This window comes from Paraburkholderia sp. RL18-101-BIB-B (assembly GCF_046026985.1).
Classification (GTDB): Bacteria; Pseudomonadota; Gammaproteobacteria; order Burkholderiales; family Burkholderiaceae; genus Paraburkholderia.
Genome location: NZ_JARESV010000059.1, coordinates 19,612 through 42,269 on the forward strand (window position 1 = coordinate 19,612; position 22,658 = coordinate 42,269).

Here is a 22,658-nt window from a genome sequence, read left to right on the forward strand (position 1 = left end):
CGCGGCTGATCACCCGCGCGTTACTGCGCGCCAGGCTTTCTGCGTGAGCGCGCCACTTCGAGGTCTTCGCACATTTGCTTCGCGCCCTGCGCAATGCGCGGCGCCGGGCGGTTGATCAGATCGCCGTCGATAGCGAACAGATTGTTGTTTGCCACCGCTGTCAGGCTCGGCCATGCGCGCCATGTGCCGAGTTGCGGCAAGGTGGTGTCCGGTTTGGTCGCGCCCGGTGCCGCCGTGACGATCGCTTCCGGATTCGCCGCGAGCACTGCTTCGGTCGAGACGGTCGGCACCAGCGGTTCAAGTTTGGCGAACACGTTGCGGCCGCCGCACAGCGCAATCACGTCGCTGACCATGTGCTCGCCGTTGAGCGTCATCAACGGTTGGTCCCACACCTGATAGAACACGCTGACGGGCGGACGGCTCGCATACTGGTTGCGCAGTTTCGCGATGTCCAGACGGTAGGCGGCCGCCGCCGCATCCGCCGCCGATGACGTGCCGAGCAGTTGTCCAAGCTTCGTCAACGACACGGCCACGTCGTCGAGATGATGCGGCTCGCTGAAGAACAGCGGAATGTGCATCTCGCGCAGTCGATCGAGCTGACGCTGCGCATTGCCATGCCGCCACACCACGATCAGATCGGGCTTGAGTGCGACGATGCGCTCAAGGTCGAGCGCCTTGTTATCGCCGACGCGCGGCAACTGTTTCGCCTCGGGCGGATAGTCGCTGTACGACACGGCGCCGACCACTTTCGCGCCGCCGCCCGCGGCATACAGCAATTCGGTGACGTGCGGCGCGAGGCTGATGACGCGTTGCGCGGGAGCGGGCAGGGTGACGGTTGCGCCGGTATCGTCGATGACGGAGATGGCGGCACGCGCGTGCAGTGCGTTGACGAAGACCGCGGCGGCGAAGGTGAAGCGGGCGAGTCGGTTCATCGGGCGAGGCCGCGGGGCGCGTAGTTATTGTGGGGGCGAGGGCTTCGTATTCTTTGGATCAGCACGCTCGCGTAGCATCGATCTCTCGTACGCCTTCGCGCAAGCTCTCTTCGAAGCGTGTCCATTCGGCCTCGCTCGCAGGCAAGCCGAATCGGACGCTGCCCGACGAAGTGAACAGACGCGTCCATACGCCGCGTCGTGCGAGGGCTTCATGCAAAGCGGCGGCGTGCGCGTCGTCGGTCCACGCGAAGAGCGGTGTGCCGCGTGTGACGAAGCCCTGTGCATGCAGCAGGTCAACCAGTCGCGCGCTTTCGGCATCGAGCCGAGTGCGCATATCCCGTTGCCAGGCTTCATCGGCGAAGGCGGCTTTGACGGCGTGACGGGCCGGACCACTGACCGTCCACGCGCCGAGCGTGTCGCGCAAACGCTCGAGCAACGCCGGCGCACCGAGAACGAATCCCGCGCGGACGCCGGCGAGGCCGAAGAATTTCCCCGGCGAGCGCAACACGATCAAGCCCTCGCAATGCGTGCTCGCCGCGAGCGGCGCCGACGGCATCGTATCGGCGAAGGCTTCATCGACCAGCAGCGTGCCGCCGCGCGCGCTCAACTGCTCATGCCAGTGCAACAACCTTGCGGCGCTCAGATGCGCGGCGGTCGGATTGTTCGGATTCACGACGACTACATGCATGAGCGCTTCGGGCAATGTTTCCCAGCCGACATCGAGCGGCATCACTTCATGGCCGCTGCGTTTGAACGCAGGCGCGTATTCGCTATACGTAAGCGGCGCGATGCCGACGCACGCGCGCGGCAGCAGCGCGGGCAGCGCGCGAATCGCCGCCTGGCTGCCTGCGACGGGCAGCACATGCGCCGCATCGGGCGCGCCGTAGTAGCGCGCGGCGCAGGCGGCGAAATCGTCGCCGTCGTCGGGCAGGCGGCGCCAGGCATCGGCGGGAATCGGCGGGACCGGATAGCCGTGCGGATTGATGCCCGTCGACAGGTCGAGCCATTGCTCGTATGGAATGCCATAGCGGCTGGCCGCTTCGTGCAGATTGCCACCGTGCACGACCGCGTCGATTGCGGCACCCGTTTCGTTCGCGCGACTGGTCATTCGCTCAACCATGAAAAGGCACGCTCAACAGCGCCAGCACGATCAGCACCGCGAGCCACAGAATGACCGTGCGCTCAACCAGAGCCAACGCGGCGGTCACGTGGCTGGCTTTCGCGGAATGCCCGAAGCCGAGCGTCGGCCGGTGTTCGAGCGCGCCGTGATACACCGCCGGGCCACCGATCAACACGTTCAGACTGCCTGCGCCGGCGGCCATCACCGGTCCCGCGTTCGGGCTGTCCCAGCGCGGCGCCTGCTCGCGCCAGCAGCGCCACGCGGTGCGCGTGTCGCCGAGCAGCGCATAGCTGGCGGCGGTCAGACGCGCGGGAATCCAGTTGAGCACGTCGTCGATGCGCGCGGCCGCCCAACCGTAGCGCAAATAGCGCGGCGTGCGATAACCCCACATCGCGTCGAGCGTGTTGGCGAGACGAAACGCGAGCGCGCCCGGACCGCCTGCAATGGCGAACCAGAACAGCGCGCCGAAGATCGCGTCGTTGCCGTTTTCGAGCGCCGATTCGACGGCGGCGCGCGACAACGCGCCTTCGTCGGCATCCGCGGTTTCGCGTGAGACGATGCGCGCGGTCAGCAAACGCGCTTGTGGGAGATCGCGCCGCGCCAACGCCTGAGCGATCGGCGCGATGTGATCGTGCAGACTGCGCGCGCCGAGCGCGAACCACAGCAACAGTACATGCACCACGCAGGCCGCAAAAAACGGCAGCACGGCGATGAGACACCATGCGATCAGAACTGGCGGCATCACCGCCAGCGACCACGCCAGCAGACCTTTGAGCCTTAAACGCCGGCCGGTGTTGTAGCGCGTTTCGAGACGCGTCGCCCATTTGCCGAAGCCCACCAGCGGATGCGCCGCGCGCGGCTCGCCGAACCAGCGGTCGACGGCGACGCCCGCGGTGGCCAGCGTCACGAGAAGCGGGAGCGAGAGCATCACGCGGGGCTCGCGGTTTTCAGCGCGAGCGGCAGACCGGCGACCATCATCGTGGCCTGGGTGCTCAACGCGGCGATGCGCTGGTTGAGCCGGCCGAGTTCATCGACGTAAAGACGCGTGGCCGCGCCGAGCGGCACCACGCCGAGGCCGATTTCGTTGCTGACCACGATGAGCTTGCCTTTGGCATTGGCGAGCGCCGCTTCGAACGCGGCGACCTGCGCGTGATATTGATCGACCGGCAGGCCTTCGCCTTCGGGCGGGCAGAGCAGATTGGCGAGCCACAGCGTCAGGCAATCGATCAGGATGCAGTGGCCGGGCGCGTCGCTTTGCGTCACGGCGCCGGCGAGATCGACGCCCGCTTCGAACAACCGCCAATGCGCCGGACGCCGCTCGCGATGGTGGGCAATGCGCGCGCGGAATTCGGCGTCGTCCGTTACGCGCGCGGTGGCGATGTAGGTAACGGGCAGGGCGCTGTCGCTGGCAAGCTGTTCGGCATGCACGCTCTTGCCTGAGCGGGCGCCGCCGAGAACGAAGGTGAGGTCGCGGGGAGTCATCGCGTGATTGTACCGGCGTGCAGCGCGGGCCGGCGCGATGGGATAATGCCGCGTTCGACGCGGTCCACGCGCTGCGCTGCTGCATGTAGGATGCGTTGCTGCTTGCCGCAACGATTGTCCGATTTTTGCGTGGCCGACTGACCGGCACGGACTGCCTGACTGCCCGATCCATTGCCTGAATTGATGCCTGTTCTCCGAGCCCGAGGATCCGTGACCACCACTTCGACCCTGCCTGACGCCGTACCCGTGCCGCGCGGTACGCTGATGATCCAAGGCACCACGTCCGATGCGGGCAAGAGCACGCTGGTCGCCGGTCTGTGCCGGCTCGCGCGCCGCGCCGGGGTGCGGGTCGCGCCGTTCAAGCCGCAGAACATGGCGCTCAACAGCGCGGTGACGGTGGACGGCGGCGAGATCGGCCGCGCCCAGGCCTTGCAGGCGGTCGCCGCGGGCATTGCCGCGCACACCGATCTGAACCCGGTGCTGCTGAAACCGACGAGCGATCGCGGCGCGCAGGTGATCATCCACGGCAAGGCGCGCATGAATCTCGACGCGCGGGCGTATCACGACTACAAACCCATCGCGTTCGAAGCGGTGCTGCAATCGTATGCGCGACTGCAGGCGGCGTACGAGACGATTTTTGTCGAAGGCGCGGGCAGTCCGGCCGAGATCAATTTGCGCGATCGGGATATCGCCAACATGGGTTTCGCGGAGGCGGTCGATTGCCCGGTCGTGCTGGTGGCCGATATCGACCGCGGTGGCGTCTTCGCTCATCTCACGGGCACGCTTGCGTGCCTGTCGGCGAGCGAGCAGGCGCGGGTGCGCGGCTTCATCATCAATCGCTTTCGCGGCGACGTCAGTTTGCTGAAGCCCGGTTTGGACTGGCTCGAAGCGAAGACCGGCAAACCGGTGCTCGGCGTGATTCCCTATCTGCACGGCCTGACGCTCGACGCCGAAGACATGCTGCCGCCCGAATTGCGCGCGGCGCACAGCGGCGGCGCGGCGCGCATGCTGCGAGTGGTCGTGCCGGTGCTGCCGCACATCAGCAATCACACGGATTTCGACGCGTTGCGCGCGCATCCGCAGGTCGATTTTCATTACGTGCGAAGCGGTACGCCGGTGCCGCCGGCCGATCTGATCATTTTGCCTGGCTCGAAGAACGTGCCCGGCGACCTGGCGTTTTTGCGCGCTCAAGGCTGGGACGCGGTGCTGCAAAAGCATTTGCGTTATGGCGGCCGTGTGATCGGCATTTGCGGCGGGATGCAGATGCTCGGGCGCGAGGTGGCCGATCCGCATGGTGTGGAGGGCGCGCCGGGGACGTCGGCGGGACTCGGCTGGCTCGACTACTCGACGGTGCTCACGCGTGAGAAGACGCTGAAGAACGTGACCGGACGCCTGGCGTTGCCCGGTTCGCCCGACGTGGCCGGCTACGAGATTCATATGGGCGAGACGCGCGGCCCGGCGCTCGACGCGCCCGCGCTGCGATTGGGCGACACGCAGGCGGCGTATCCCGACGGCGCGATTTCCGCCGATGGCCAGATTCTCGCGACTTACGTGCACGGTCTGTTCGACACGCCGGCCGCGTGCGCCGCCTTGCTCGCTTGGGCAGGTTTGACCGACGCCGAGGAAATCGATTACCCGGCGTTGCGCGAGGCGTCGTTGGAACGTCTCGCGGATACGCTCGCGCAGCATCTCGATCTGCCGAAATTGTTTGCGGCGATTGGGTGATGGGGCGTCGAGCGCGCAGTGCCGATTAAATCCTGTTGGGAAATAATCAAAGCCTGTAGAGCGGTTTTTCACCTCATATGGTTCGAATAGAGTTCTGACATCGACGGCCGCCTCGGGACCGTCTCTCTCGACAAGGATCTCGTCATGAACTCGAACCGCTCCGCCGATCTGGCCGCTTTACTCCTTCGCGTCGCCTTGGGCGTGCTGTATCTCGCTCACAGTCTGCAAAAGATTTTCGTCTTCACGCTGCCCGGCACGGCGCAGTTCTTCGTCTCGCTCGGTTTGCCCGGTTGGCTCGGCTACGTGACGGCGTTCGTCGAATTGTTCGGCGGCATTGCGCTGCTGCTCGGCGTGCAGGTCCGCTGGGTCGCGCTGGTGCTGCTGCCGTTCATGCTCGGCGCGATGTCGCAGCATCTGCATAACGGCTGGGGTTTCGCATCGCCGAACGGCGGCTGGGAATATCCGGCGTTCTGGGCGGTGACGTTGGTAGTGCAATCGCTGCTTGGTGGCGGAGCGCTGGCGTTTAGTGGGGTGAAGGCGCCGCGGGCGGTGGCTGCCTGATCGGTCCACACTTGTAATCAAAGGCACGCGCCCGGAAGGCCGCGTGCTTTTTTTTCATGGCGCGACGCCGCGCTGCGCCACGTTGATGCACTCAATACAACACCATCTGCGTACAGCGAAACAACGCCATCGTCTTGCCGTTCGGATCGGTGACCGTGGCGTCCCACACTTGCGTGTTGCGCCCGAGATGCACGCCTTTCGCGACCGCGCGAATCGTCCCTTCCGTCGCCGTGCCGAGAAAATTGCTTTTCAGCTCGATGGTCGTGAAATTGCGCGCCGTCTGCGGCAGATGCGCGATGCAGGCGTAGCCGCAGGCGGTATCGGCGAGACCGATCACGGTGGCGGCATGCAAAAACCCGTTCGGCGCGAGCAATTCCTTGCGCACGGTCAATTCCGCGGTTAGGACGCCTTCTTCCAGCGACAGCACATGCACGCCCAGCAAGGCGGGCAGCGAGCCTTCCTGGCGTTCGTGGAGGTGTTCGACGGTGCATTCCGGGCGGAGTTTGCTCATGAGATTCGGTTCCTCGATGGAAAAATCGGCGGGACACGGCGGCCAATTACCCGTTTGGGGGCTTCGGCCAACGTGCATTTGTCGATATTATCAACGGCTGGGTCGGCAAGTGGACCTGAACCCGGCACGAGTCCGGCACGAATGCGGGCACACTTGCGCAGGTCAGAGCAAATACGCGGCAAACCGGCTGGCGGCGTCCAGCCTTCTTTCCGGGAGAATTCATGACGGTGATCGTGGTGGCGAATCCGAAGGGCGGCGTGGGTAAAAGCACGCTGGCGACCAATCTGGCCGGCTATTTCGCCGCGGCCGGCGAATGGGTCGCGCTGGCGGACCTGGACAAGCAGCAGTCCGCGCACGCGTGGCTGTCGCTGCGGCCCGACACGCTGCCGGCCATCGAAAGCTGGGAAGTCAATCAGGACGCGCCGGCCAGACCGCCCAAAGGGCTGGAGCACGCTGTCATCGACACGCCGGCCGGGCTGCACGGCAATCGTCTGAGTATCGCGCTGGATCTGGCCGACAAGGTGATCGTGCCGCTCCAGCCGTCCATGTTCGATATTCTGGCCACCCAGGAATTCCTTGAGCGGCTTGCCAAGGAGAAAGCGGTCAGGAAAGGCGCGATCGAAATCGGCGTAGTCGGCATGCGCGTCGATGCGCGCACGCGCTCGGCGGAGCAACTGCACCGCTTTGTCGAGGGTTTGAAGCTGCCGGTGCTGGGCTTCTTGCGCGACACGCAGAATTACGTGCAACTGGCGGCCCACGGGCTGACCTTGTGGGACGTCGCGAAAAGCCGCGTGGAGAAGGATCTGGAACAGTGGCAGCCGATCGTCGAGTGGACTAACGGCACGGGCAAGAAGGGTTGAAGCGGCAGGGCAGGCGGCTTGGCCGCCCGCTGCATGATGATGCGGCCGACGTTGTTAATCCTGAGGGCTTCGCGCGAGGCGTGCGCCAGTGGACTACGAGTTGCTCTGGTCCAGATCTGCGTCTGACGCCCCTGCGCTGTGGCTCGCCCTAGACAACCCTCCGCGCGGCGAGCGTAACGAACGCTCAATTGAACAACAGCGCGCTCAGGTCCAGTTCTGCGTCGGTACGTGATCGCGGCTGCCCTTGATCTTGTTGTTGTCGTCCACGAATACCAGGTCCGGCTTCCAGCCGGTCTTCAGTTCCGCTTCATCCACCACCGCGAACGCCGCAATGATCACCAGATCGCCCAGCTGCGCGCGCCGCGCGGCCGAGCCGTTCAGCGAAATCATGCCGCTGCCGCGTTCACCCTTGATCGCGTAAGTCGAGAAACGCTCGCCGTTGTTGATGTTCCAGATGTCGATCCGCTCGTTTTCGACGATGTTCGCCGCTTCCAGCAAATCTTCGTCGATCGCGCACGAGCCTTCGTAGTGCAGCTCGCAGTGCGTGACCGCGACGCGGTGGATCTTCGACTTCAGCATGTTGCGTTGCATGACCAATCCTGTGTGATTTCTTATGCGTGTCTACGCTATCTAAGACGGCTTCAGATTTCGAGGTTGTCGATAAGACGAGTGGCGCCAAGCTTGGCGGCGGCCAGCACGACCAGTTCCGCGTTCGCATCTTGCGGACCCGGCGGCAGCAGATCCGAGCGCTTGCGCACTGCGATGTAGTCGGGTTGCCAGCCGCGCGCGGCAAGAGCCGCCATCGCCGCCTGTTCGATTTTTGCGAAGTCGCGCTCGCCCGAAAGCACGGCATCGCGCACGCGATTCAGTTCAGCGGCCAGCATCGGCGCCTCGGCGCGCTCGGCGGCCTGCAGATAGCGATTGCGCGAGCTGAGCGCGAGGCCGTCGGTGTCACGCACGGTTTCGGCGGCGATGATGTCGGTGGGCAGCGCGAACTGGTGGCACATGCGGCGCACGATCATCAACTGCTGGTAATCCTTCTTGCCGAACACGGCGACGCGCGGCTGCACGCACGACATCAGCTTCATCACCACTGTGCACACGCCCTGGAAGAAACCGGGCCGGAATTCGCCTTCGAGGATATCGCCCAGATCGTGCGGCGGATGCACGCGGTACTCCTGCGGCTCTGGATACAGATCCTTTTCCGTCGGCGCGAACAGCACGTAGACGTTTTCCTTCTGGAGCTTTTCGATGTCCGCTTCCATCGTGCGCGGGTATTTGTCGAAATCCTCATTCGGACCGAACTGCAGCCGGTTGACGAAGATGCTCGCCACGACCGGATCGCCGTGCTGGCGAGCGAGACGCATCAGCGACAGATGGCCCTCGTGCAGGTTGCCCATGGTCGGCACAAAGGCCGTGCGATTCTGGCCGCGCAACTGGTCGCGCAATTCATGGATCGAGCTGATGACTTTCATGATCGGACAGGGATTTCCTCGCGCGGCGCAAGACCGGATGGACGCAAAACCCTTGGGATTGCGCGGCCCGCGGCCTCACTGGTAATGACAGGTTCGGAGCGCCGGATTGTAGTGGATTTGCGTGCCTGCCGCACCGAAAAGAGGCACCTTCTCCCGCCGGGCGGAATTGCGCCCGGTTCGAGGGCTTCAGGCGGGCAGATAGGCGAGGCGCACATAGATCGGTGCGAACGGCTCCGCCTGGGTGATTTCGACGAGCGATTCACGGCACAGCTCGAGCACGGCGATGAAATTCACCACCACCACCGGCACGCCCTTGCTCGTGTCGAACAGGTCGGAGAACTCGATGAAGCGCGCGTTCTGCAGTTGCCGCAGGATCGAGCTCATATGCTCGCGCACCGACAGCTCTTCGCGCGAAATCTTGTGATGCTGGACCAGCTTGGCGCGCTTGATCACGTCGGCCCACGCGGCGCGCAGGTCCTCGCTGTTCACGTCCGGAAAACGCGGCGTGATGCTTTGCTCGATGTAGACCTCGGCGCGCAGGAAATCGCGCCCGAGTTGGGGCAACTGGTCGATGCGCTGCGCGGCGAGCTTCATCTGCTCGTATTCGAGCAGGCGCCGCACGAGCTCCGCGCGCGGATCCTCGGCTTCTTCGCCGCTGTCGGCCTTCTTCACCGGCAGCAGCATGCGCGACTTGATCTCGATCAGCATCGCGGCCATGAGCAGATACTCGGACGCGAGTTCGAGATTGGTCTGACGCAACTGGTCGACGTAGCCGAGGTATTGCACCGTGACGTCTGCCATCGGGATGTCGAGCACGTTGAAGTTCTGCTTGCGGATCAGGTACAGCAACAGATCCAGCGGTCCTTCGAACGTTTCGAGAAACACCTCGAGCGCGTCCGGCGGGATGTACAGATCCGTCGGCAGCTTGAAGAGCGGCTCGCCGTACAGGCGTGCGAAAGCAATGCCGTCGACGATGTCCGGTGTCGAATCGGTGGCGGGCGCGGCGAGCGCGGCGTCGGCCGGCGCTGCGCCGTGTGCCTCGTCGGCGTGACTCACGCGCTTAGAAGTTTTGATAGTACGAGTAAGGCGTCTGTTCTACGCGCGAGGCTTTTTGCTCGGCGCGTTCTTCCAGATCGATCGGCTGTTTGTCCCACAGCAGCGCGCGGCCGCGGCGTTGTTCGGCTTCCAGATTGGGTTTCTGTTGCTTGAGCTGGTTCAGGAACTGGGTGATGTCCGATTGATACATGGCTCGACGTCCGTGGTGTAGGAATTGGCGGCTGCCCGGCGCTCATTGGCCCGTTGCCTCGCGCGGCGCCGCTGCTATTCCATAATTTTACCGCATGCGCGGCGCGCGGTCGAAAAACGGCGGCCAGGCCGGGCGGGCGGCGCGTGAAAATAGCCGGAACCCGCGTGGCAGGGCGTGCGTCAAAGGCGGGCGCGTCGGCGGGCGTGGCGGTGTTGCGGCTGTTGTGGGCGTTGCGGGCGTTGTGGGTGCTTGGCGTTAGCGCGACACGGTGGCATTGGTGTCCGCATCGGCTAAGCGGCACTGGCACTGGCACTGGCACTGGCACTGGCGCTGGCACTGGCACCGGCACTGGCACTGGCAATGGCAATGGCAATGGCAATGGCAACGGCAACGGCACCGGCACCGGCACCGGCACCGGCACCGGCACCGGCCAGCTGCTTTGGCATCGGCATCGACACCCGCGTCGGCGTCACGCTGCATGGCGCGCCGCGCGCGAACCCGACGGTAAAGCCCGCCGGCAAGCCGCGGACACAGTTTTAGAGATCTCGCGGCGTCCCGCCGATGTGGTCAAATAGCGTGCTTCGGCCGCCGCGGCGCGGCTGAGCGACAAGAATTCATCAACCACGGCTGGAGGTCCTGTTTGGCGGGGTGTGCGATCGACAAGCTGCGGCGCGGCAAGGCCAGTTCCGGGCGCGGGCATCGCACGCCCATGCGGCGCTGGTGGCGCACGTGGCTGGCATTCGCCCTCGTCATGCTGACGCTTGCCACCGACAACGCCCACGCCGCAAAAGCGGCGGCTAGCTACAAGGTCGATATCGAAGCCACGCCGCGCTCGCTGCGCAAGCTGCTCGAAGCGCACCTGGATATCGCGCGTTTCGCCAAGCGCCCTGACATCAGCGACGACCAGTTCGAGTTTCTGATTACCGCCACGCCCCAGCAGGTCCGCGACTTGGCCTCCACGCAGGGCTATTTCAGCCCGGTCGTGCGCACCGACGTGCGCACTATCGACAATGCGAAGCGCGTCACGGTGAGCGTCGATCCCGGCCCGCAGACCGTCATCTCATCGATTTCGCTGTCGTTTCGCGGGCCGGTGCTGACCGAGGATCCGGCCCAGGAAAACGCCGCGCGCTTCGCATTTTCGCTGCACGAAGGCGATCCGTTCTCGCAGGGCGATTGGGACGATGCGAAAAACGCCTCGCTCAAGGCGCTGCAGGCGCGCCGCTATCTGGGTGCGAAGATTTACCACTCCGAGGCGCGGGTCGATCCACGCACGCACGAGGCGAAACTGTTGGTCACGTACGACAGCGGGCCGACCTTCACGATGGGCAAGCTCGATGTATCGGGTACGCGGCGCTATCCGGAAAAGATCGTTGAGAACGTGAATCCGATCTCCGAGGGTGATATCTACGACGTTCAGCGCATCACCGAATTGCAGCGGCAGTTGCAGAACACGCCGTACTACGCGAGCGTCGCGATCGACGTGGACAGCGACCCGGCCAAGCCGGTCGAGACGCCGGTGCACGTGAAGGTGTCGGAATATCCGTACAACAGCATTCGAGGCGGGGTCGGCTACTCGACGGACAACGGCCCGCTGGTCCAGGGTTCCTATTCGTATCTCGACACGTTCGGCAAAGCGTGGCCGTTCACCATCCAGGGGCGCATCGACCAGATCCAGCAATACGGGCAAATTCAGCTCGCCATGCCGCCGGGGCCGCGTGCGTGGACCAATAGCGTGCTGGCGTCCTACACTACGACCGACGTATCCGACACGCGCATTTACAGTATTCGCGGCGGCGTGCAACGGGCCCGGACCTCGCAATTCATCGACTATAACTACTCGCTCCTCTTCTACCAGGACCGGCTCGATCAGAACGCGTTCGCGCCGACCACGAGCCGCGCGCTGGTGCCGGCTTGGTCGTGGACCCGGCGCAATACCGACGATCCGCTGTTCCCGCGCAAGGGCAACCTGATTCACGTCGAGGCGGGCTTCGCGGTCAAAGGCGCGCTGACCGACCAGACTTTCATCCGCGGCTACGCGCGCGGCCAGCAGTATCTGCCGATCGGCAAGGAAGACCTCGTGCTGATTCGCGCCGAACTAGGCGGCGTGTTCACGAGCGGCCCTTCGAGCGGCATTCCGGCCTCGCTGCTGTTTCGCGCGGGCGGCTCGAATTCGGTGCGCGGCTATGGCTATCAGAGTATCGGTAACAACGTCGACGGTTCGGTGCTGCCCACCAAGTATCTCGTCACGGGCTCGGCCGAGTACCAGCATTGGTTCAGTCACGACTGGGGCGCGGCCGCGTTCTTCGACATCGGCACCGCCACCGACACGTGGGGCGAAAAAGTCTTTTATCCCGGCGTCGGTGTCGGGGCGCGCTGGCGCAGCCCGGTCGGCCCGGTCAACGTCGATGTCGCCTACGGCATTCGCAACAAGAGCGTGCGGCCGTATCTGACGCTTGGCATCGCCTTCTGATGAAAACCTGCTTCCACATGATCCACGCATGACCACGGACGTTTCCGCCCAACCTCCCGCGCAGCCCCCCGGTGCACAACCGCCGGAGCAGCCGCCCGAACAGCAGCCGCCGCCCAGGCGCCGCCTCGGCCGGTTGCTGCTGAAAACGTTCGCGTGGGCGGTGGCCGTGCTGGTGCTGTTGCTCGCGCTGGCGGTGGGTTTGTTGTACGGCGCGCTGACGACCGAGCGCGGCACCGCCTATGCGTGGCAGGCGGCGGTGAAGCTGCTGGGCGGCAAGCTGAGCGGCACGTTGGAGCGAGGCGCTCTCGCCAATGGCCTGCAATTGCGGCAAGTGCGGTGGCGCAGCCTCGAAGGCAGCGGCACCGATATCCAGATCGACCGCGTGGCCGGCCGCTGGGCGCTCGCGCGCGAGCCGTGGCGGTTCACCATCGACTATCTGCATATCGGCACGGTGGACGCGCGTATTGGTTCTTCGTCGTCGAGCAGCAGCGGGCCGGTGAAGCTGCCGCAAGACTTGCGCTTACCGATGCAGCTCGACGTTCGCGATGTCCAGGTCGACAAGCTGCTGCTGCATCAGGGCGCGTCGACGACCGAATTCTCGCGCTTCGTCTTTCATGGACGTAGCGACGGACGCCATCACGAGGCCGCGATCGAGCGGCTGGACACGCCGTTCGGCGCGGTGACGGCGGCCGCCAAACTCGACGGTGTGCGGCCGTTTCCGTTGACTGGGGACGTCGGCTATTCGGGCAAGGTGAACGACGAGGCGGTACAGGTGGGTGGCCATCTAAGCGGCTCGCTGGAGAATCTCATCGCGGAACTCGATGCAAGCGGCATGAAACTCGCCGGTCATGCGAGGGTCGAGGCTACGCCGTTCGGCGACGTGCCGTTGCAGCGCGCTACGCTGACCTTCGATCACATCAACCCGCAGGCTTTTGCGCCCGGCGCGCCGTTGGCCGACCTGGCCGTTCGGGCGGAGTTGCAGCCGGTGGGGCAGGGTGCGGCGGAAGAGGTCGTGTTGGGGGCGAGTGGGGTAACGGGGGCAAGTGCGGCGAGTGCGACAGGCGCTGCGCGCGGGGCCGGTGCGGCAAGTGGGGCGAAGGCAGCGGCAAAGGCCGCGAGTTCGGCGAGTGGTGGCAATGCCACGAGCGTCACGAAGGCTGCGAGTACCACGAACGCCCCCCACGCCACCAACGCTTCCAGTTCAGCCAACGCAGCCAGTGCCGGCCGCGCTGCCAGCCAAAGCGCCCTCGCGGGCGCAGGCAATGCCGCCAGCGCAGCGCAACCACCCATAGCGACAACCGGCAAACGCGACGCCAACCCCGACACCACCGCCAAACCCGCCGCGACTTTCGCAGTCACCGGCCACGTCTCGATCGTCAACGCCAAACCCGGTGCGATCGACCAGAACCTGCTGCCGATCATCGACGCCAACGCCGACGTTCGGCTCGACGCCCAGGCGCAGCGCATCTCGAACCTGAACGTGCGACTCGTAAAGAACGCCACGCTCACTGGTGGCGGCGCACTGAGCGGTAAGCGTGGGCAGTTCGATCTGAAAGTCGCCAACCTCGACCTGAACGCGCTGCAAGCAACGGTGCGGCCCACACAGCTGTCTGGCCCTATCGGCGTGCGTCTGAACGACGACGTGCAGAGCCTCACACTCGATCTCGCCGACCCGAAAGCGGCGCTGCGCGCCCAGGGCAAAGTGACATTCGATCCCGCCCGCATGAGCTTCAATGACGTACGCATTACGTCGGGCAAAGGCCGCATCGATCTGTCAGGCGCGCTCAAGCACGACGCGAATTCCACCTACAACCTGAAAGCGCAGCTGATCGATTTCGACCCGTTGACGCTGGCTTCGCAGATGCCGTCGCGCAAGCCGGTGACTGGACCGACGCCGGCACCGTCGGCAAGCCGTGCCAAAAACAGCAAAACCGCGGAGGCTGCCGCGCAAGTGGGCAGCACGGCCGGCGCAAAAAGCGCCGCGCCCGCCGACAAGGCCGCCGCCGTCGTGAAAAACACCGCCAAGGCGGCAGTCAAAAGCGAAGTAGTCGAGCGCAAAACCCCGCCGCCGCCGAAACGCGGCGCCCCGCCTGCCCGCAAGATCGAGGCACGTGTGAACGGCACGCTCACCGCGGCCGGCATGCTCGGCCCGGTCTTCACGACCAAGGCCGAATTCAAGCTCGGGCCGAGCGTCTACGACGGCCTGCCGTTGACCGGCGGCGGCACAATCCAACTGGCGGGCTCGCGGATTTTGCCGAGCCGCGCGAACCTCTCGGTCGCGGGCAACCAGGTGGATCTGCAAGGCAGCTTCGGCGCACGCGGCGACCGGCTGAAGTTCCGCGTCGACGCGCCGGAACTGGAGCGCCTCGGCTTCGGTCTCGCCGGACTCGTCGCGGCCGATGGCGACGTCACCGGCTCGTTCGCGCATCCGAATGTCGTGCTGAACTACAAGGCCGACAGCGTGGTGTTCGGCAGTAACCGCATCGGCCACGCGGAAGGACACGCCGAACTGCGCGACGGCGCGAACGGCGCGCTGGTCTTTACCACCGACGCGCGTAACCTCAGCGCAGGCGGCGTCGATCTGAACGTGCTCACGGCGCGTCTGTCCGGCACGCGCGCCAATCACACGCTCGAGGCCGCCGCCACCGGCAAGCTGCAAGACCGTCCGCTCGATCTCACGCTAGCCGCCAACGGCAAGCTGACCGAAGCGCGCGACGGCACGCGCTGGGACGGCACCGTCACGCGCCTGCAGAATCGCGGCACACCGGCGTTGAATCTCGAGTCGCCGCTCGCCGTCAGCGCCGGGCCGGACCGCCTGACGCTCGGCACGACGCGGCTCACGCTCGAAGGCGCGGTGCTGAGCCTGAAAACCTTTGCCTTCGACCACGGCAAGATTCAGTCGGCAGGCAGTTTGACCGGCATTTCAGTCGCGCGTCTGCAGGCCCTGCGGCACGAGATCACGGGTGAGCCGCCGCACGTCAAAACCGATCTGGTGTTCGACGGCGACTGGGACTTCGCGCTCGGCAGCACGGCGACCGGCCACATCCAGTTGCAGCGCCGTAGCGGCGACGTCACGGTTGAAATCGGCCGTGGCCTCGCCTCGCTCGGTATTTCGAGTATCGCCGCGCGCGCCGAATTCAGCGGCGGCAACCGGCTCAACGCCACTTTTCACGCGCAGGCGAGCCGCATCGGCGTGATCGACGCCGACGCGCACACCACGCTGGTGATGCGCGACGGCTTCCTGACCGTCAACGAGGACGGCGCGCTCACCGGCAATGTGAACGCCAACGTGCCGTCGCTGAAAACCACCGGCGGCCTGTTCGGTCCGAGCTATCTGCTCGACGGCCACCTCGCGCTCAAGCTCGCGCTCGCCGGCACCGTCGCCAAGCCGAACCTGACCGGCTCGCTGCTCGGCGACGGTCTCTCCGCGACGATGGTCGATCAGGGCGTGCAATTGAAGGACGGCGTGGTGCGCATCGCGCTTTCGCACAATCTGGTGGACTTTCAACAGGTCGAATTCAATGGCGCGAGCGGCACTTTGCGCGCCACCGGCCGTGTGCGTCTGGACGGCGCGGAGCCGGATCTGACGGCGAGCATCGTCGCGGACAAGCTCGAATTGTTCGCGGCGCCGGATCGCAACCTGTCGCTGTCAGGCAGCGCGAGCGTCGCGAATGCCGGCGCGCAAGGCGGCATGGCGATCAACGGCAAATTCGTCGTCGATCACGCGTTGTTCGACATGCCGGAGCAGTCCGCGCCGAAGCTCGGCGACGACGTCGTGGTGGTGCGCCCGGACGGTTCGGTGGCCGGCGAGCGGCCACCGCCTGTGCCTGGCACCAACAAGCCGATTGGCCCGTTCGCCCCGCGCGCCAATATCGACATCAGCCTCGGCAACAACTTCCGCTTCCGCGGCCAGGGCGCGGACCTGGGTCTGACCGGCACGATCACCGCGATGAGCGCGCCGAACCTGCCACTGCGCGCGGTGGGGAACGTGCGCGTCACGCAGGGCTCGACCTACACCGCGTTCGGCCGCAAGCTCAACATCGAGAACGGCTTCTTCACCTTCAACGGGCCTGTGGCCAATCCGGGCATCAACATCCTGGCCATGCGCCGCAACCAGCAGGTCGAGGCGGGCGTGCAGGTCACGGGCACGGTTCAATTCCCGACGGCGAAGCTGGTGTCGGAGCCGAACGTGCCGGATAACGAAAAGCTCTCGTGGCTGCTGTTCGGCCACGGCACGGATCAGGGTAATAACCTCGGCCAGCAAAGCACGATGACGACGGCGCTCGCACTGCTCGGCAGCGCAAGCGGCAAGCGGATCGCGCAGACTTTCGGGCTCGACGAGTTTTCGATCGGACGAAGCGAAGTGGGGCTGACCGATCCGCAGGTGGTGATGGTGTCGAAGGCGATCAACGAGCGGCTCGTAATCGGCTACGAACAGGGGCTGCAGTCGGCGAGCAATGCGATCAAGGCGACGGTCAACCTGACGCGTTACTGGTCGGTCGCGGCTTACGGCGGCACGTTCTCCGGCGTCGATCTGCTCTATACGCGGCGCTTTGACCGGATCCGCTGGTGATGGGCAGCGGGCGCGCTTAAATCTTCGCGCAGAGGCAAATAAAAACGGCACGCCTTTTCAGGGCGTGCCGTTTTTTCATGCGTGCCTTCGGCGTGAGACGCTGCGCTTTATTTCACGCGCATGCCCGGCTTCGCGCCGCTATCCGGCTCGAGCACATACAGGCCCGGTTCCGCTTTCTCGTCGGTGGCGGATGCGGCCAGCACCATGCCTTCGGACAGGCCGAACTTCATCTTGCGCGGCGCGAGGTTCGCGACCATCACCGTCAGTTTGCCGACCAGTTGCTCCGGCTGATACGCCGACTTGATGCCCGAAAACACGTTGCGGGTTTTCTCTTCGCCGACATCGAGCGTGAGTTGCAGCAGCTTGTCCGAACCTTCCACCGCCTTGCAGTCGACGATCTTCGCAATGCGCAAATCGATCTTCGCGAAGTCGTCGATCGAGATGACGCTGGGTGTTTCGCCCTTGTCGGCGGTCGTCGCTTTCGCCGCCTTCGACTTGCCCTTGGCGTCGGCCGGAGCGGCGGCTTCCGGCGTGGCTTGCAGCGAGTCGCGATTGGCGGCCAGCAGCGCTTCGATCTGCTTCGGATCGACGCGCGTCATCAGATGCTTGTACGCGTTGATCGGGCGGGCGGAGCTGAGCGGCACGTTGGCGTCGGCCCACACCAGCGGTTCGATGCCGAGGAAGCCTTCGACCGCTTCGGCGAGCTTCGGCAACACCGGCTTGAGCGCCAGCGACAGCAGCCGGAACGCTTCGATGCTCACCGTACAAGTTTCATGCAGCGCGACGCTGTTCGCCGGATCTTTCGCCTGATCCCACGGCTTGGCGGTGTCGACGTACGCATTCACGGCGTCGGCCAGTTCCATGGTCTGACGCAGCGCGCGGTTGTACTCGCGCGCTTCGTAGTTCGCGGCGATTTGCGGCACGGCGGCGCGCAGCGAGGCGAGCAGCGGATGCTGCATCGCGCTGTCCTGCACGCGGCCGTCGAAGCGCTTGATCAGGAAGCCGGCGGCCCGGCTCGCGATGTTCACGTACTTGCCGACCAGATCGCTGTTCACGCGCGCCTGGAAGTCGTCGAGGTTCAGGTCGAGGTCTTCCATCGTGCTGTTCAGCTTGGCCGCGAAGTAGTAGCGCAGCCATTCCGGATTCAGCCCCGTGTCGATCACGCTTTGCGCGGTGATGAACGTGCCGCGCGACTTCGACATCTTCGCGCCGTCCACGGTCAGGAAGCCGTGCGCGAACACGTTGGTCGGCGTGCGGTGGCCCGAAAACTCGAGCATGGCCGGCCAGAACAGCGTGTGGAAATACAGAATGTCCTTGCCGATGAAGTGATACTGCTCGGCCGTCGAACCCTTGCGAATCCACGCGTCGAAGTCGAGACCGCGTTTTTCGGCGAGGTTCTTGAAGCTCGCGTAGTAACCGACCGGCGCGTCCAGCCACACGTAGAAATACTTGCCCGGCGCGCCCGGAATCTCGAAGCCGAAATACGGCGCGTCGCGCGAGATGTCCCAATCGGCGAGCTTGGCTTCGCCGGCGTCACCGAGCCACTCGCGCATCTTGTTGGTGGCTTCCGGCTGCGCCAGACCGCCCACCCACGCGCGCAGGAAATTCTCACAGCGCGGATCGGAGAGGCGGAAAAAATAGTGCGTCGACGTTTTACGAATCGGCGTGGCGCCGGAGACGACCGAGTACGGGTTGATCAACTCGGTGGGCAGATAAGTCGAGCCGCATACTTCGCAGCTGTCGCCGTACTGGTCTTTCGCGCCGCATTTCGGGCATTCGCCCTTGATGAAGCGATCCGGCAGGAACATTTCCTTGACCGGGTCGTATGCCTGTTCGATATCGCGCGCGTCGATCAGGCCCGCTTCCTTGAGCGCCAGATAGACGTTTTCGCTGAGAACGCGGTTCTCTTCGGAGTCGGTCGTGTAGTAATTGTCGAACGAAATCCCGAAGCTGTCGAAGTCGCGCTTGTGTTCCTGCCAAACGCGGTCGATCAGCTGCTTCGGCGTGAGACCTTCTTTCTCCGCGCGCAGCATGACGGGCGTGCCGTGCGTGTCGTCGGCGCCCACGTAGTAGACCTCGTGCCCGTGCATTCGCAACGTCCGGACCCAGATGTCCGTCTGGATATATTCGACCAGATGGCCAATATGGATTTGCCCGTTCGCATACGGAAGGGCCGACGTGACGAGAATCTGGCGACGGCCTGACGGCGCGCCTGCGGAGAGATCGATTACGGGTGCTGACATAAGGATGGTGGGAGCCTGCGGTGGGACGAAAGGTTGATTCTAGCAGGGCAGGCGCCGGGCGCGGGGCGGGCCGTCTGGGGGCGCGGCCTGAGTCATCGTGGGGCGGCGCGGCGTGTAAACCGAGCGCCCAAAAAAAACCGGGGCTATTAACCCCGGAGCAACAACGACAAGAGGAGAATGGTGACGCGGCGGCATCGCCAGCCACGTACCGTAAAGACAGACAGCGGATTTTGCGCAGAGTTCGAAATTTTTTTCGTTCTCGTGCAAGATTCCTTTTTTCCGCCTTCCACGGCTTGCTAAAGCATAACGGTCGCCGGTGATACAGCCCCAGCGACCGGCTTTCTCAATCTCCCGCGGTCTCGTCCTTATTGCGTGGTGTGCTGAGCCGTGGCGCGCAGATAGATTTCCACGCGGCGGTTCGCTGCACGACCGGCTTCGGTGTTGTTGTCGGCGATCGGCTGGGTTTGGCCCAGGCCTTGTGCCGACAGGCGCTGCGGCGCGACGCCGCGCTGGCCCAGGTAGCCCGTCACGCTTTCCGCGCGGTTGACCGACAGCGTCTGGTTGTACGCCGGCTGGCCCGTGCTGTCCGTGTGCCCGACCACCTGAGCGATCAGTTCCGGATTCTGTTGCATGGTCTGCGCCAGTTGGTCCAGCACCGGCGCGAACGACGGCTTGACCGCGTAGCTGTTGGTGTCGAACGTGACAGAACTCGGAATGTTCAGCTTGAGCGAGCCATCCGGCTGTTCGGTGATCTGCGTGCCGGTGCCCTTGGTGGCGCCCGACAGCTTGTTGTGAATGGCTTGCCAGTTGTAGCCGGTGATGCCGCCCACCGCCGCGCCGACGCCCGCGCCGATCGCCGCGCCCTTACCGCCGCCGAAGATCGCGCCCAGCGCAGCGCCCGTGCCGGCGCCCACGCCCGTACCGACCGCCGTGTTGGTGCCCTGTTGGGTGGCGCAACCCGCCAGCAGCGAACCGGCAACAGCAAAGACAGCCAGGCGAGTCATAATTTTTGCATTCATTTTTGATTCCTCTTGAGTGAAGCCAGTCAGGCAAGCAAGGCGGCGATATGAAAAAATCCGTACGGCGAACCTGACGGCAGTAAAGCCGCCGGCTCGACAATACGAGAAGTCTTACGCCCTGCTCAGCCTCGGTCCGACAGTAAAGAAGGGTCTTCCGGCAAGGCTTGCCGCCAGCCACTACAATAATGGCTGAAGCATGCAGCGATGCGGCCCCCTGGCGTTCCGCCTGCCCGAAGGGTGCCCGGCACGCTTGGTTTTCGCAATGCTGTCTAACAATTTCTTTCAAATTCCGGCGCGTGGCCGAGATTTCGATTCCGCTGCGCCGCAGGTGTTCCCCACGGAGTGTCAATGAGTATCGATCGGGCTTTGGTCGACGCTGCCCTCGCAGCCGTCGCTGACCCCAACACCGGCCGGCCCTACGCGGCCGCCAAGAACATCAAGAACGTCGCGGTGCAGGGTGACACGGTTAGCGTCGACGTGGTACTCGGCTATCCCGCCATGCGCCAATTCGACGCGATCCGCACGCAATTTTCGGATGCGCTGCGCGCCGTGCCGGGTGTGGCCGACGTGCGTGTCCAGGTGTCGCAGCAGATCGCGGCGCATACCGTGCAGCGTGGCGTGAAACTGTTGCCGAACGTTAAAAACATCGTCGCGGTGGCGTCGGGCAAGGGCGGTGTCGGCAAGAGCACGACCGCCGTGAATCTTGCGCTGGCGCTGGCGAGCGAAGGCGCGTCGGTCGGTATTCTCGACGCGGACATCTATGGCCCGTCGTTGCCGATGATGCTCGGCATCGTCGGCCGCCCCGAGTCGCCCGACGAGAAGTCGATGAACCCGATGACCGGCCACGGCTTGCAGGCCAATTCGATCGGCTTCCTGATCGAGCAGGACAACCCGATGGTGTGGCGCGGCCCAATGGCCACTTCCGCGTTGGAACAACTGCTGCGGCAGACCAACTGGCGCGATCTCGACTACCTGATCGTCGACATGCCGCCGGGCACTGGCGACATTCAGCTGACGCTGTCGCAACGCGTGCCGGTGACGGGCGCCGTGATCGTCACCACGCCGCAGGACATCGCGCTGCTCGACGCGAAGAAGGGTCTCAAGATGTTCGAGAAGGTCGGCATTCCGATCCTCGGCATCGTCGAGAACATGGGTATGCATATCTGCTCGAATTGCGGCCACGAAGAGCATATCTTCGGCGCCGGCGGCGGCGAGCGCATGGGCAAGGAATACGGCGTCGACGTGCTGGGCAGCCTGCCGCTCGACATTGCGATCCGCGAGCAGGCCGACTCGGGCAAGCCGACCGTGGTGGCCGACCCGCAAGGACGCATCGCGGAAATCTACCGGTCGATCGCGCGCAAGGTGGCGATCCATATCGCCGAACGCGCTCGCGACATGACGTCGAAGTTTCCCAATATCGTGGTCCAGAACACCTGAGAAAACGCCGGGCCGCCCCAAGTTTTGTCCCCCCTCGGGGGGCTGGCGCGAAGCGACAGGTTGGGGGCGCTCTTGACAGCCGTTCGGACAAGGGCCCAAGGCGTCTGTTTTCGCCTGGTCTCGCGGTATCATGTCGACTTCACAAGTTCGGCTCGGCGGCCGCAGGGGCGGCCGCCAGGCCGGCAAGAGGATCGCATGGGAAAACGAATCGACGGGCAGGCGGTGCATGCGTTCATCGTCCTGGCTGCCAGCAGTGTGCTGTTATGCGGCTGTAGCGCGTTCCTGAGACCACAGGAAAAACGTGCGGACGCGCAGTTGCTGCCCACCGTGGGCAATCAGGCGCGCGGTCTCGTCACGTTCATCGAGCGCTCGGACGGCGTGCAGGTTACCTACAATCTCTCGGGCATGCCGCCCAATAGCGACCACGCTTTGCAAGTGCACGAGCGCGGCGACTGCAATGCCGCCGACGGTTCCAGCGCCGGCCAGGTGTTCTCGCCGGCCGCCGAGCGTCTGAAATCGGGCGCGCGGGTCGAGGGCGACCTCGGCAATATTCACGCGGACGCGAACGGCGTGGCCACGGGCTTCATCGTCGCGCCGGACGTCTCGCTCGACGGCATCCGCTCGGTGTTGCAGCGCGCGGTTCTGCTGCATCACGACGCGACCGATCCGTACGCCTATCCGCAGCATGGCGCGGGCCCCGCGCTCGCGTGCGGATTGATTCGCCAATGAGCGTTGCGCGTGCCGCTTGATCGAGGCTCGCGCGCAGGCTGCCGGCGTTCAGCCAGGCGGCCTCGGGGCTGGCATCGGGCCGCTCCCGAACTCAACCTGCGGCAGCATTCTCACGATCGCGTAAAATAAGCGCCTTTCGTTCGGCTGCCTCGCCGGAGTGCCCGTCCTGCCGAGTAGGCGGGGCACTTAGCCGAAGGGGTTTAGGGCGCCGGACGGCCCGCGGCGTGGCTTTGTATCCGAAGTCAGCGCAACGAAGGCGCGCAGTAAGCCAAAAG

Annotated in this window: 18 protein-coding genes; 7 read left to right on the forward strand and 11 right to left on the reverse strand. The window is 64.9% G+C overall.

The features are described from left to right. Window positions 1-20: 20 nt before the first annotated feature. The 4 genes from P0D73_RS40530 to cobU are packed head-to-tail and all read right to left on the reverse strand — an operon-like array spanning window position 21 to window position 3,534. The gene (locus P0D73_RS40530; protein WP_408435571.1) at window positions 21-932 is read right to left on the reverse strand and encodes a cobalamin-binding protein; all 912 of its coding nucleotides are present in this window, start codon (window positions 930-932) and stop codon (window positions 21-23) included. 58 nt (window positions 933-990) lie between these two features. Then, the gene (gene cobD, locus P0D73_RS40535) at window positions 991-2,052 is read right to left on the reverse strand and encodes a threonine-phosphate decarboxylase CobD (protein ID WP_408435573.1); all 1,062 of its coding nucleotides are present in this window, start codon (window positions 2,050-2,052) and stop codon (window positions 991-993) included. After that, complete coding sequence (gene cbiB, locus P0D73_RS40540; RefSeq protein ID WP_132376957.1) at window positions 2,045-2,980, reverse strand: adenosylcobinamide-phosphate synthase CbiB; 936 nt, start codon at window positions 2,978-2,980, stop codon at window positions 2,045-2,047. Before cbiB ends, cobD begins: the two co-directional genes overlap by 8 nt. Continuing rightward, window positions 2,980-3,534, reverse strand: coding sequence for a bifunctional adenosylcobinamide kinase/adenosylcobinamide-phosphate guanylyltransferase (gene cobU / locus P0D73_RS40545; protein WP_408180697.1), 555 nt, complete (start codon window positions 3,532-3,534; stop codon window positions 2,980-2,982). The genes cbiB and cobU overlap by 1 nt, the downstream gene beginning before the upstream one ends. 264 nt (window positions 3,535-3,798) lie before the next feature. Between cobU and P0D73_RS40550 the strand changes: the two genes are divergently transcribed. Continuing rightward, window positions 3,799-5,259, forward strand: coding sequence for a cobyric acid synthase (locus P0D73_RS40550; RefSeq protein WP_408435583.1), 1,461 nt, complete (start codon window positions 3,799-3,801; stop codon window positions 5,257-5,259). Window positions 5,260-5,403: 144 nt separating this feature from the next. Further along, complete coding sequence (locus P0D73_RS40555; RefSeq protein ID WP_408180696.1) at window positions 5,404-5,820, forward strand: DoxX family protein; 417 nt, start codon at window positions 5,404-5,406, stop codon at window positions 5,818-5,820. 91 nt (window positions 5,821-5,911) lie between these two features. On the opposite strand, the gene P0D73_RS40560 is transcribed toward P0D73_RS40555, so the two are convergent. Further along, window positions 5,912-6,331: a PaaI family thioesterase gene (locus tag P0D73_RS40560; protein WP_408180695.1), complete on the reverse strand. Its 420-nt coding sequence runs from the start codon at window positions 6,329-6,331 to the stop codon at window positions 5,912-5,914. A 221-nt stretch (window positions 6,332-6,552) separates the two neighbouring features. Here P0D73_RS40560 and P0D73_RS40565 point away from each other — a divergent pair, with 221 nt between their 5' ends. Continuing rightward, window positions 6,553-7,191 carry a nucleotide-binding protein gene (locus tag P0D73_RS40565; RefSeq protein ID WP_408180694.1) on the forward strand — a complete coding sequence of 213 codons (639 nt, stop codon included), beginning with the start codon at window positions 6,553-6,555 and terminating at the stop codon, window positions 7,189-7,191. A gap of 204 nt (window positions 7,192-7,395) precedes the next feature. Here the strand turns inward: P0D73_RS40565 and panD are convergent, their stop codons facing one another. The 4 genes from panD to P0D73_RS40585 form a co-directional block, all read right to left on the reverse strand. Continuing rightward, window positions 7,396-7,782 (reverse strand): aspartate 1-decarboxylase, encoded by a 387-nt coding sequence (gene panD / locus P0D73_RS40570; protein WP_408435576.1) that lies wholly within the window; start codon window positions 7,780-7,782, stop codon window positions 7,396-7,398. A 50-nt stretch (window positions 7,783-7,832) separates the two neighbouring features. Then, the gene (gene panC, locus P0D73_RS40575) at window positions 7,833-8,666 is read right to left on the reverse strand and encodes a pantoate--beta-alanine ligase (RefSeq protein ID WP_408180693.1); all 834 of its coding nucleotides are present in this window, start codon (window positions 8,664-8,666) and stop codon (window positions 7,833-7,835) included. A gap of 186 nt (window positions 8,667-8,852) precedes the next feature. Next, entirely contained in the window at window positions 8,853-9,722 is an 870-nt protein-coding gene (locus P0D73_RS40580; protein ID WP_408180692.1) for a segregation and condensation protein A, read from the reverse strand. A 4-nt stretch (window positions 9,723-9,726) separates the two neighbouring features. Next, on the reverse strand, window positions 9,727-9,912 hold the full coding sequence (locus tag P0D73_RS40585) for a DUF3460 family protein (protein WP_007175923.1): 186 nt from the start codon (window positions 9,910-9,912) through the stop codon (window positions 9,727-9,729). 640 nt (window positions 9,913-10,552) lie between these two features. Here P0D73_RS40585 and P0D73_RS40590 point away from each other — a divergent pair. Then, a complete protein-coding gene (locus P0D73_RS40590) occupies window positions 10,553-12,382 on the forward strand; it encodes an autotransporter assembly complex protein TamA (RefSeq protein ID WP_408180691.1) in 1,830 nt (609 codons plus the stop codon). A 28-nt stretch (window positions 12,383-12,410) separates the two neighbouring features. Further along, window positions 12,411-16,955, forward strand: a complete 4,545-nt coding sequence (locus tag P0D73_RS40595) for a translocation/assembly module TamB domain-containing protein (protein ID WP_408435578.1) — start codon at window positions 12,411-12,413, stop codon at window positions 16,953-16,955. Between the two features lie 107 nt (window positions 16,956-17,062). On the opposite strand, the gene metG is transcribed toward P0D73_RS40595, so the two are convergent. Both metG and P0D73_RS40605 read right to left on the reverse strand, forming a co-directional pair. After that, window positions 17,063-19,198 carry a methionine--tRNA ligase gene (metG, locus tag P0D73_RS40600; RefSeq protein WP_408435580.1) on the reverse strand — a complete coding sequence of 712 codons (2,136 nt, stop codon included), beginning with the start codon at window positions 19,196-19,198 and terminating at the stop codon, window positions 17,063-17,065. Window positions 19,199-19,563: 365 nt separating this feature from the next. After that, window positions 19,564-20,217, reverse strand: a complete 654-nt coding sequence (locus tag P0D73_RS40605) for a YiaD family glycine zipper/OmpA-like lipoprotein (RefSeq protein WP_132375682.1) — start codon at window positions 20,215-20,217, stop codon at window positions 19,564-19,566. Between the two features lie 348 nt (window positions 20,218-20,565). On the opposite strand from P0D73_RS40605, the gene apbC reads away from it, so the two are divergent. Beyond that, window positions 20,566-21,654: an iron-sulfur cluster carrier protein ApbC gene (apbC, locus tag P0D73_RS40610; protein ID WP_408180688.1), complete on the forward strand. Its 1,089-nt coding sequence runs from the start codon at window positions 20,566-20,568 to the stop codon at window positions 21,652-21,654. A 195-nt stretch (window positions 21,655-21,849) separates the two neighbouring features. Beyond that, window positions 21,850-22,383, forward strand: a complete 534-nt coding sequence (locus tag P0D73_RS40615) for a superoxide dismutase family protein (protein ID WP_132375678.1) — start codon at window positions 21,850-21,852, stop codon at window positions 22,381-22,383. Window positions 22,384-22,658 lie beyond the last annotated feature (275 nt).

Excerpts from the sequence above, each read along its gene's own strand:
- panC (WP_408180693.1), bottom strand. The coding sequence starts at position 8,666 with ATGAAAGTCATCAGCTCGATCCATGAATTGCGCGACCAGTTGCGCGGC.
- P0D73_RS40585 (WP_007175923.1), bottom strand. The coding sequence starts at position 9,912 with ATGTATCAATCGGACATCACCCAGTTCCTGAACCAGCTCAAGCAACAG.
- P0D73_RS40530 (WP_408435571.1), bottom strand. The coding sequence starts at position 932 with ATGAACCGACTCGCCCGCTTCACCTTCGCCGCCGCGGTCTTCGTCAAC.
- P0D73_RS40605 (WP_132375682.1), bottom strand. The coding sequence starts at position 20,217 with ATGAATGCAAAAATTATGACTCGCCTGGCTGTCTTTGCTGTTGCCGGT.
- cobD (WP_408435573.1), bottom strand. The coding sequence starts at position 2,052 with ATGGTTGAGCGAATGACCAGTCGCGCGAACGAAACGGGTGCCGCAATC.
- P0D73_RS40555 (WP_408180696.1), top strand. The coding sequence starts at position 5,404 with ATGAACTCGAACCGCTCCGCCGATCTGGCCGCTTTACTCCTTCGCGTC.
- P0D73_RS40565 (WP_408180694.1), top strand. The coding sequence starts at position 6,553 with ATGACGGTGATCGTGGTGGCGAATCCGAAGGGCGGCGTGGGTAAAAGC.
- P0D73_RS40560 (WP_408180695.1), bottom strand. The coding sequence starts at position 6,331 with ATGAGCAAACTCCGCCCGGAATGCACCGTCGAACACCTCCACGAACGC.
- metG (WP_408435580.1), bottom strand. The coding sequence starts at position 19,198 with ATGTCAGCACCCGTAATCGATCTCTCCGCAGGCGCGCCGTCAGGCCGT.
- cobU (WP_408180697.1), bottom strand. The coding sequence starts at position 3,534 with ATGACTCCCCGCGACCTCACCTTCGTTCTCGGCGGCGCCCGCTCAGGC.
- P0D73_RS40595 (WP_408435578.1), top strand. The coding sequence starts at position 12,411 with ATGACCACGGACGTTTCCGCCCAACCTCCCGCGCAGCCCCCCGGTGCA.
- apbC (WP_408180688.1), top strand. The coding sequence starts at position 20,566 with ATGAGTATCGATCGGGCTTTGGTCGACGCTGCCCTCGCAGCCGTCGCT.
- cbiB (WP_132376957.1), bottom strand. The coding sequence starts at position 2,980 with ATGCTCTCGCTCCCGCTTCTCGTGACGCTGGCCACCGCGGGCGTCGCC.
- panD (WP_408435576.1), bottom strand. The coding sequence starts at position 7,782 with ATGCAACGCAACATGCTGAAGTCGAAGATCCACCGCGTCGCGGTCACG.
- P0D73_RS40550 (WP_408435583.1), top strand. The coding sequence starts at position 3,799 with ATGATCCAAGGCACCACGTCCGATGCGGGCAAGAGCACGCTGGTCGCC.
- P0D73_RS40615 (WP_132375678.1), top strand. The coding sequence starts at position 21,850 with ATGGGAAAACGAATCGACGGGCAGGCGGTGCATGCGTTCATCGTCCTG.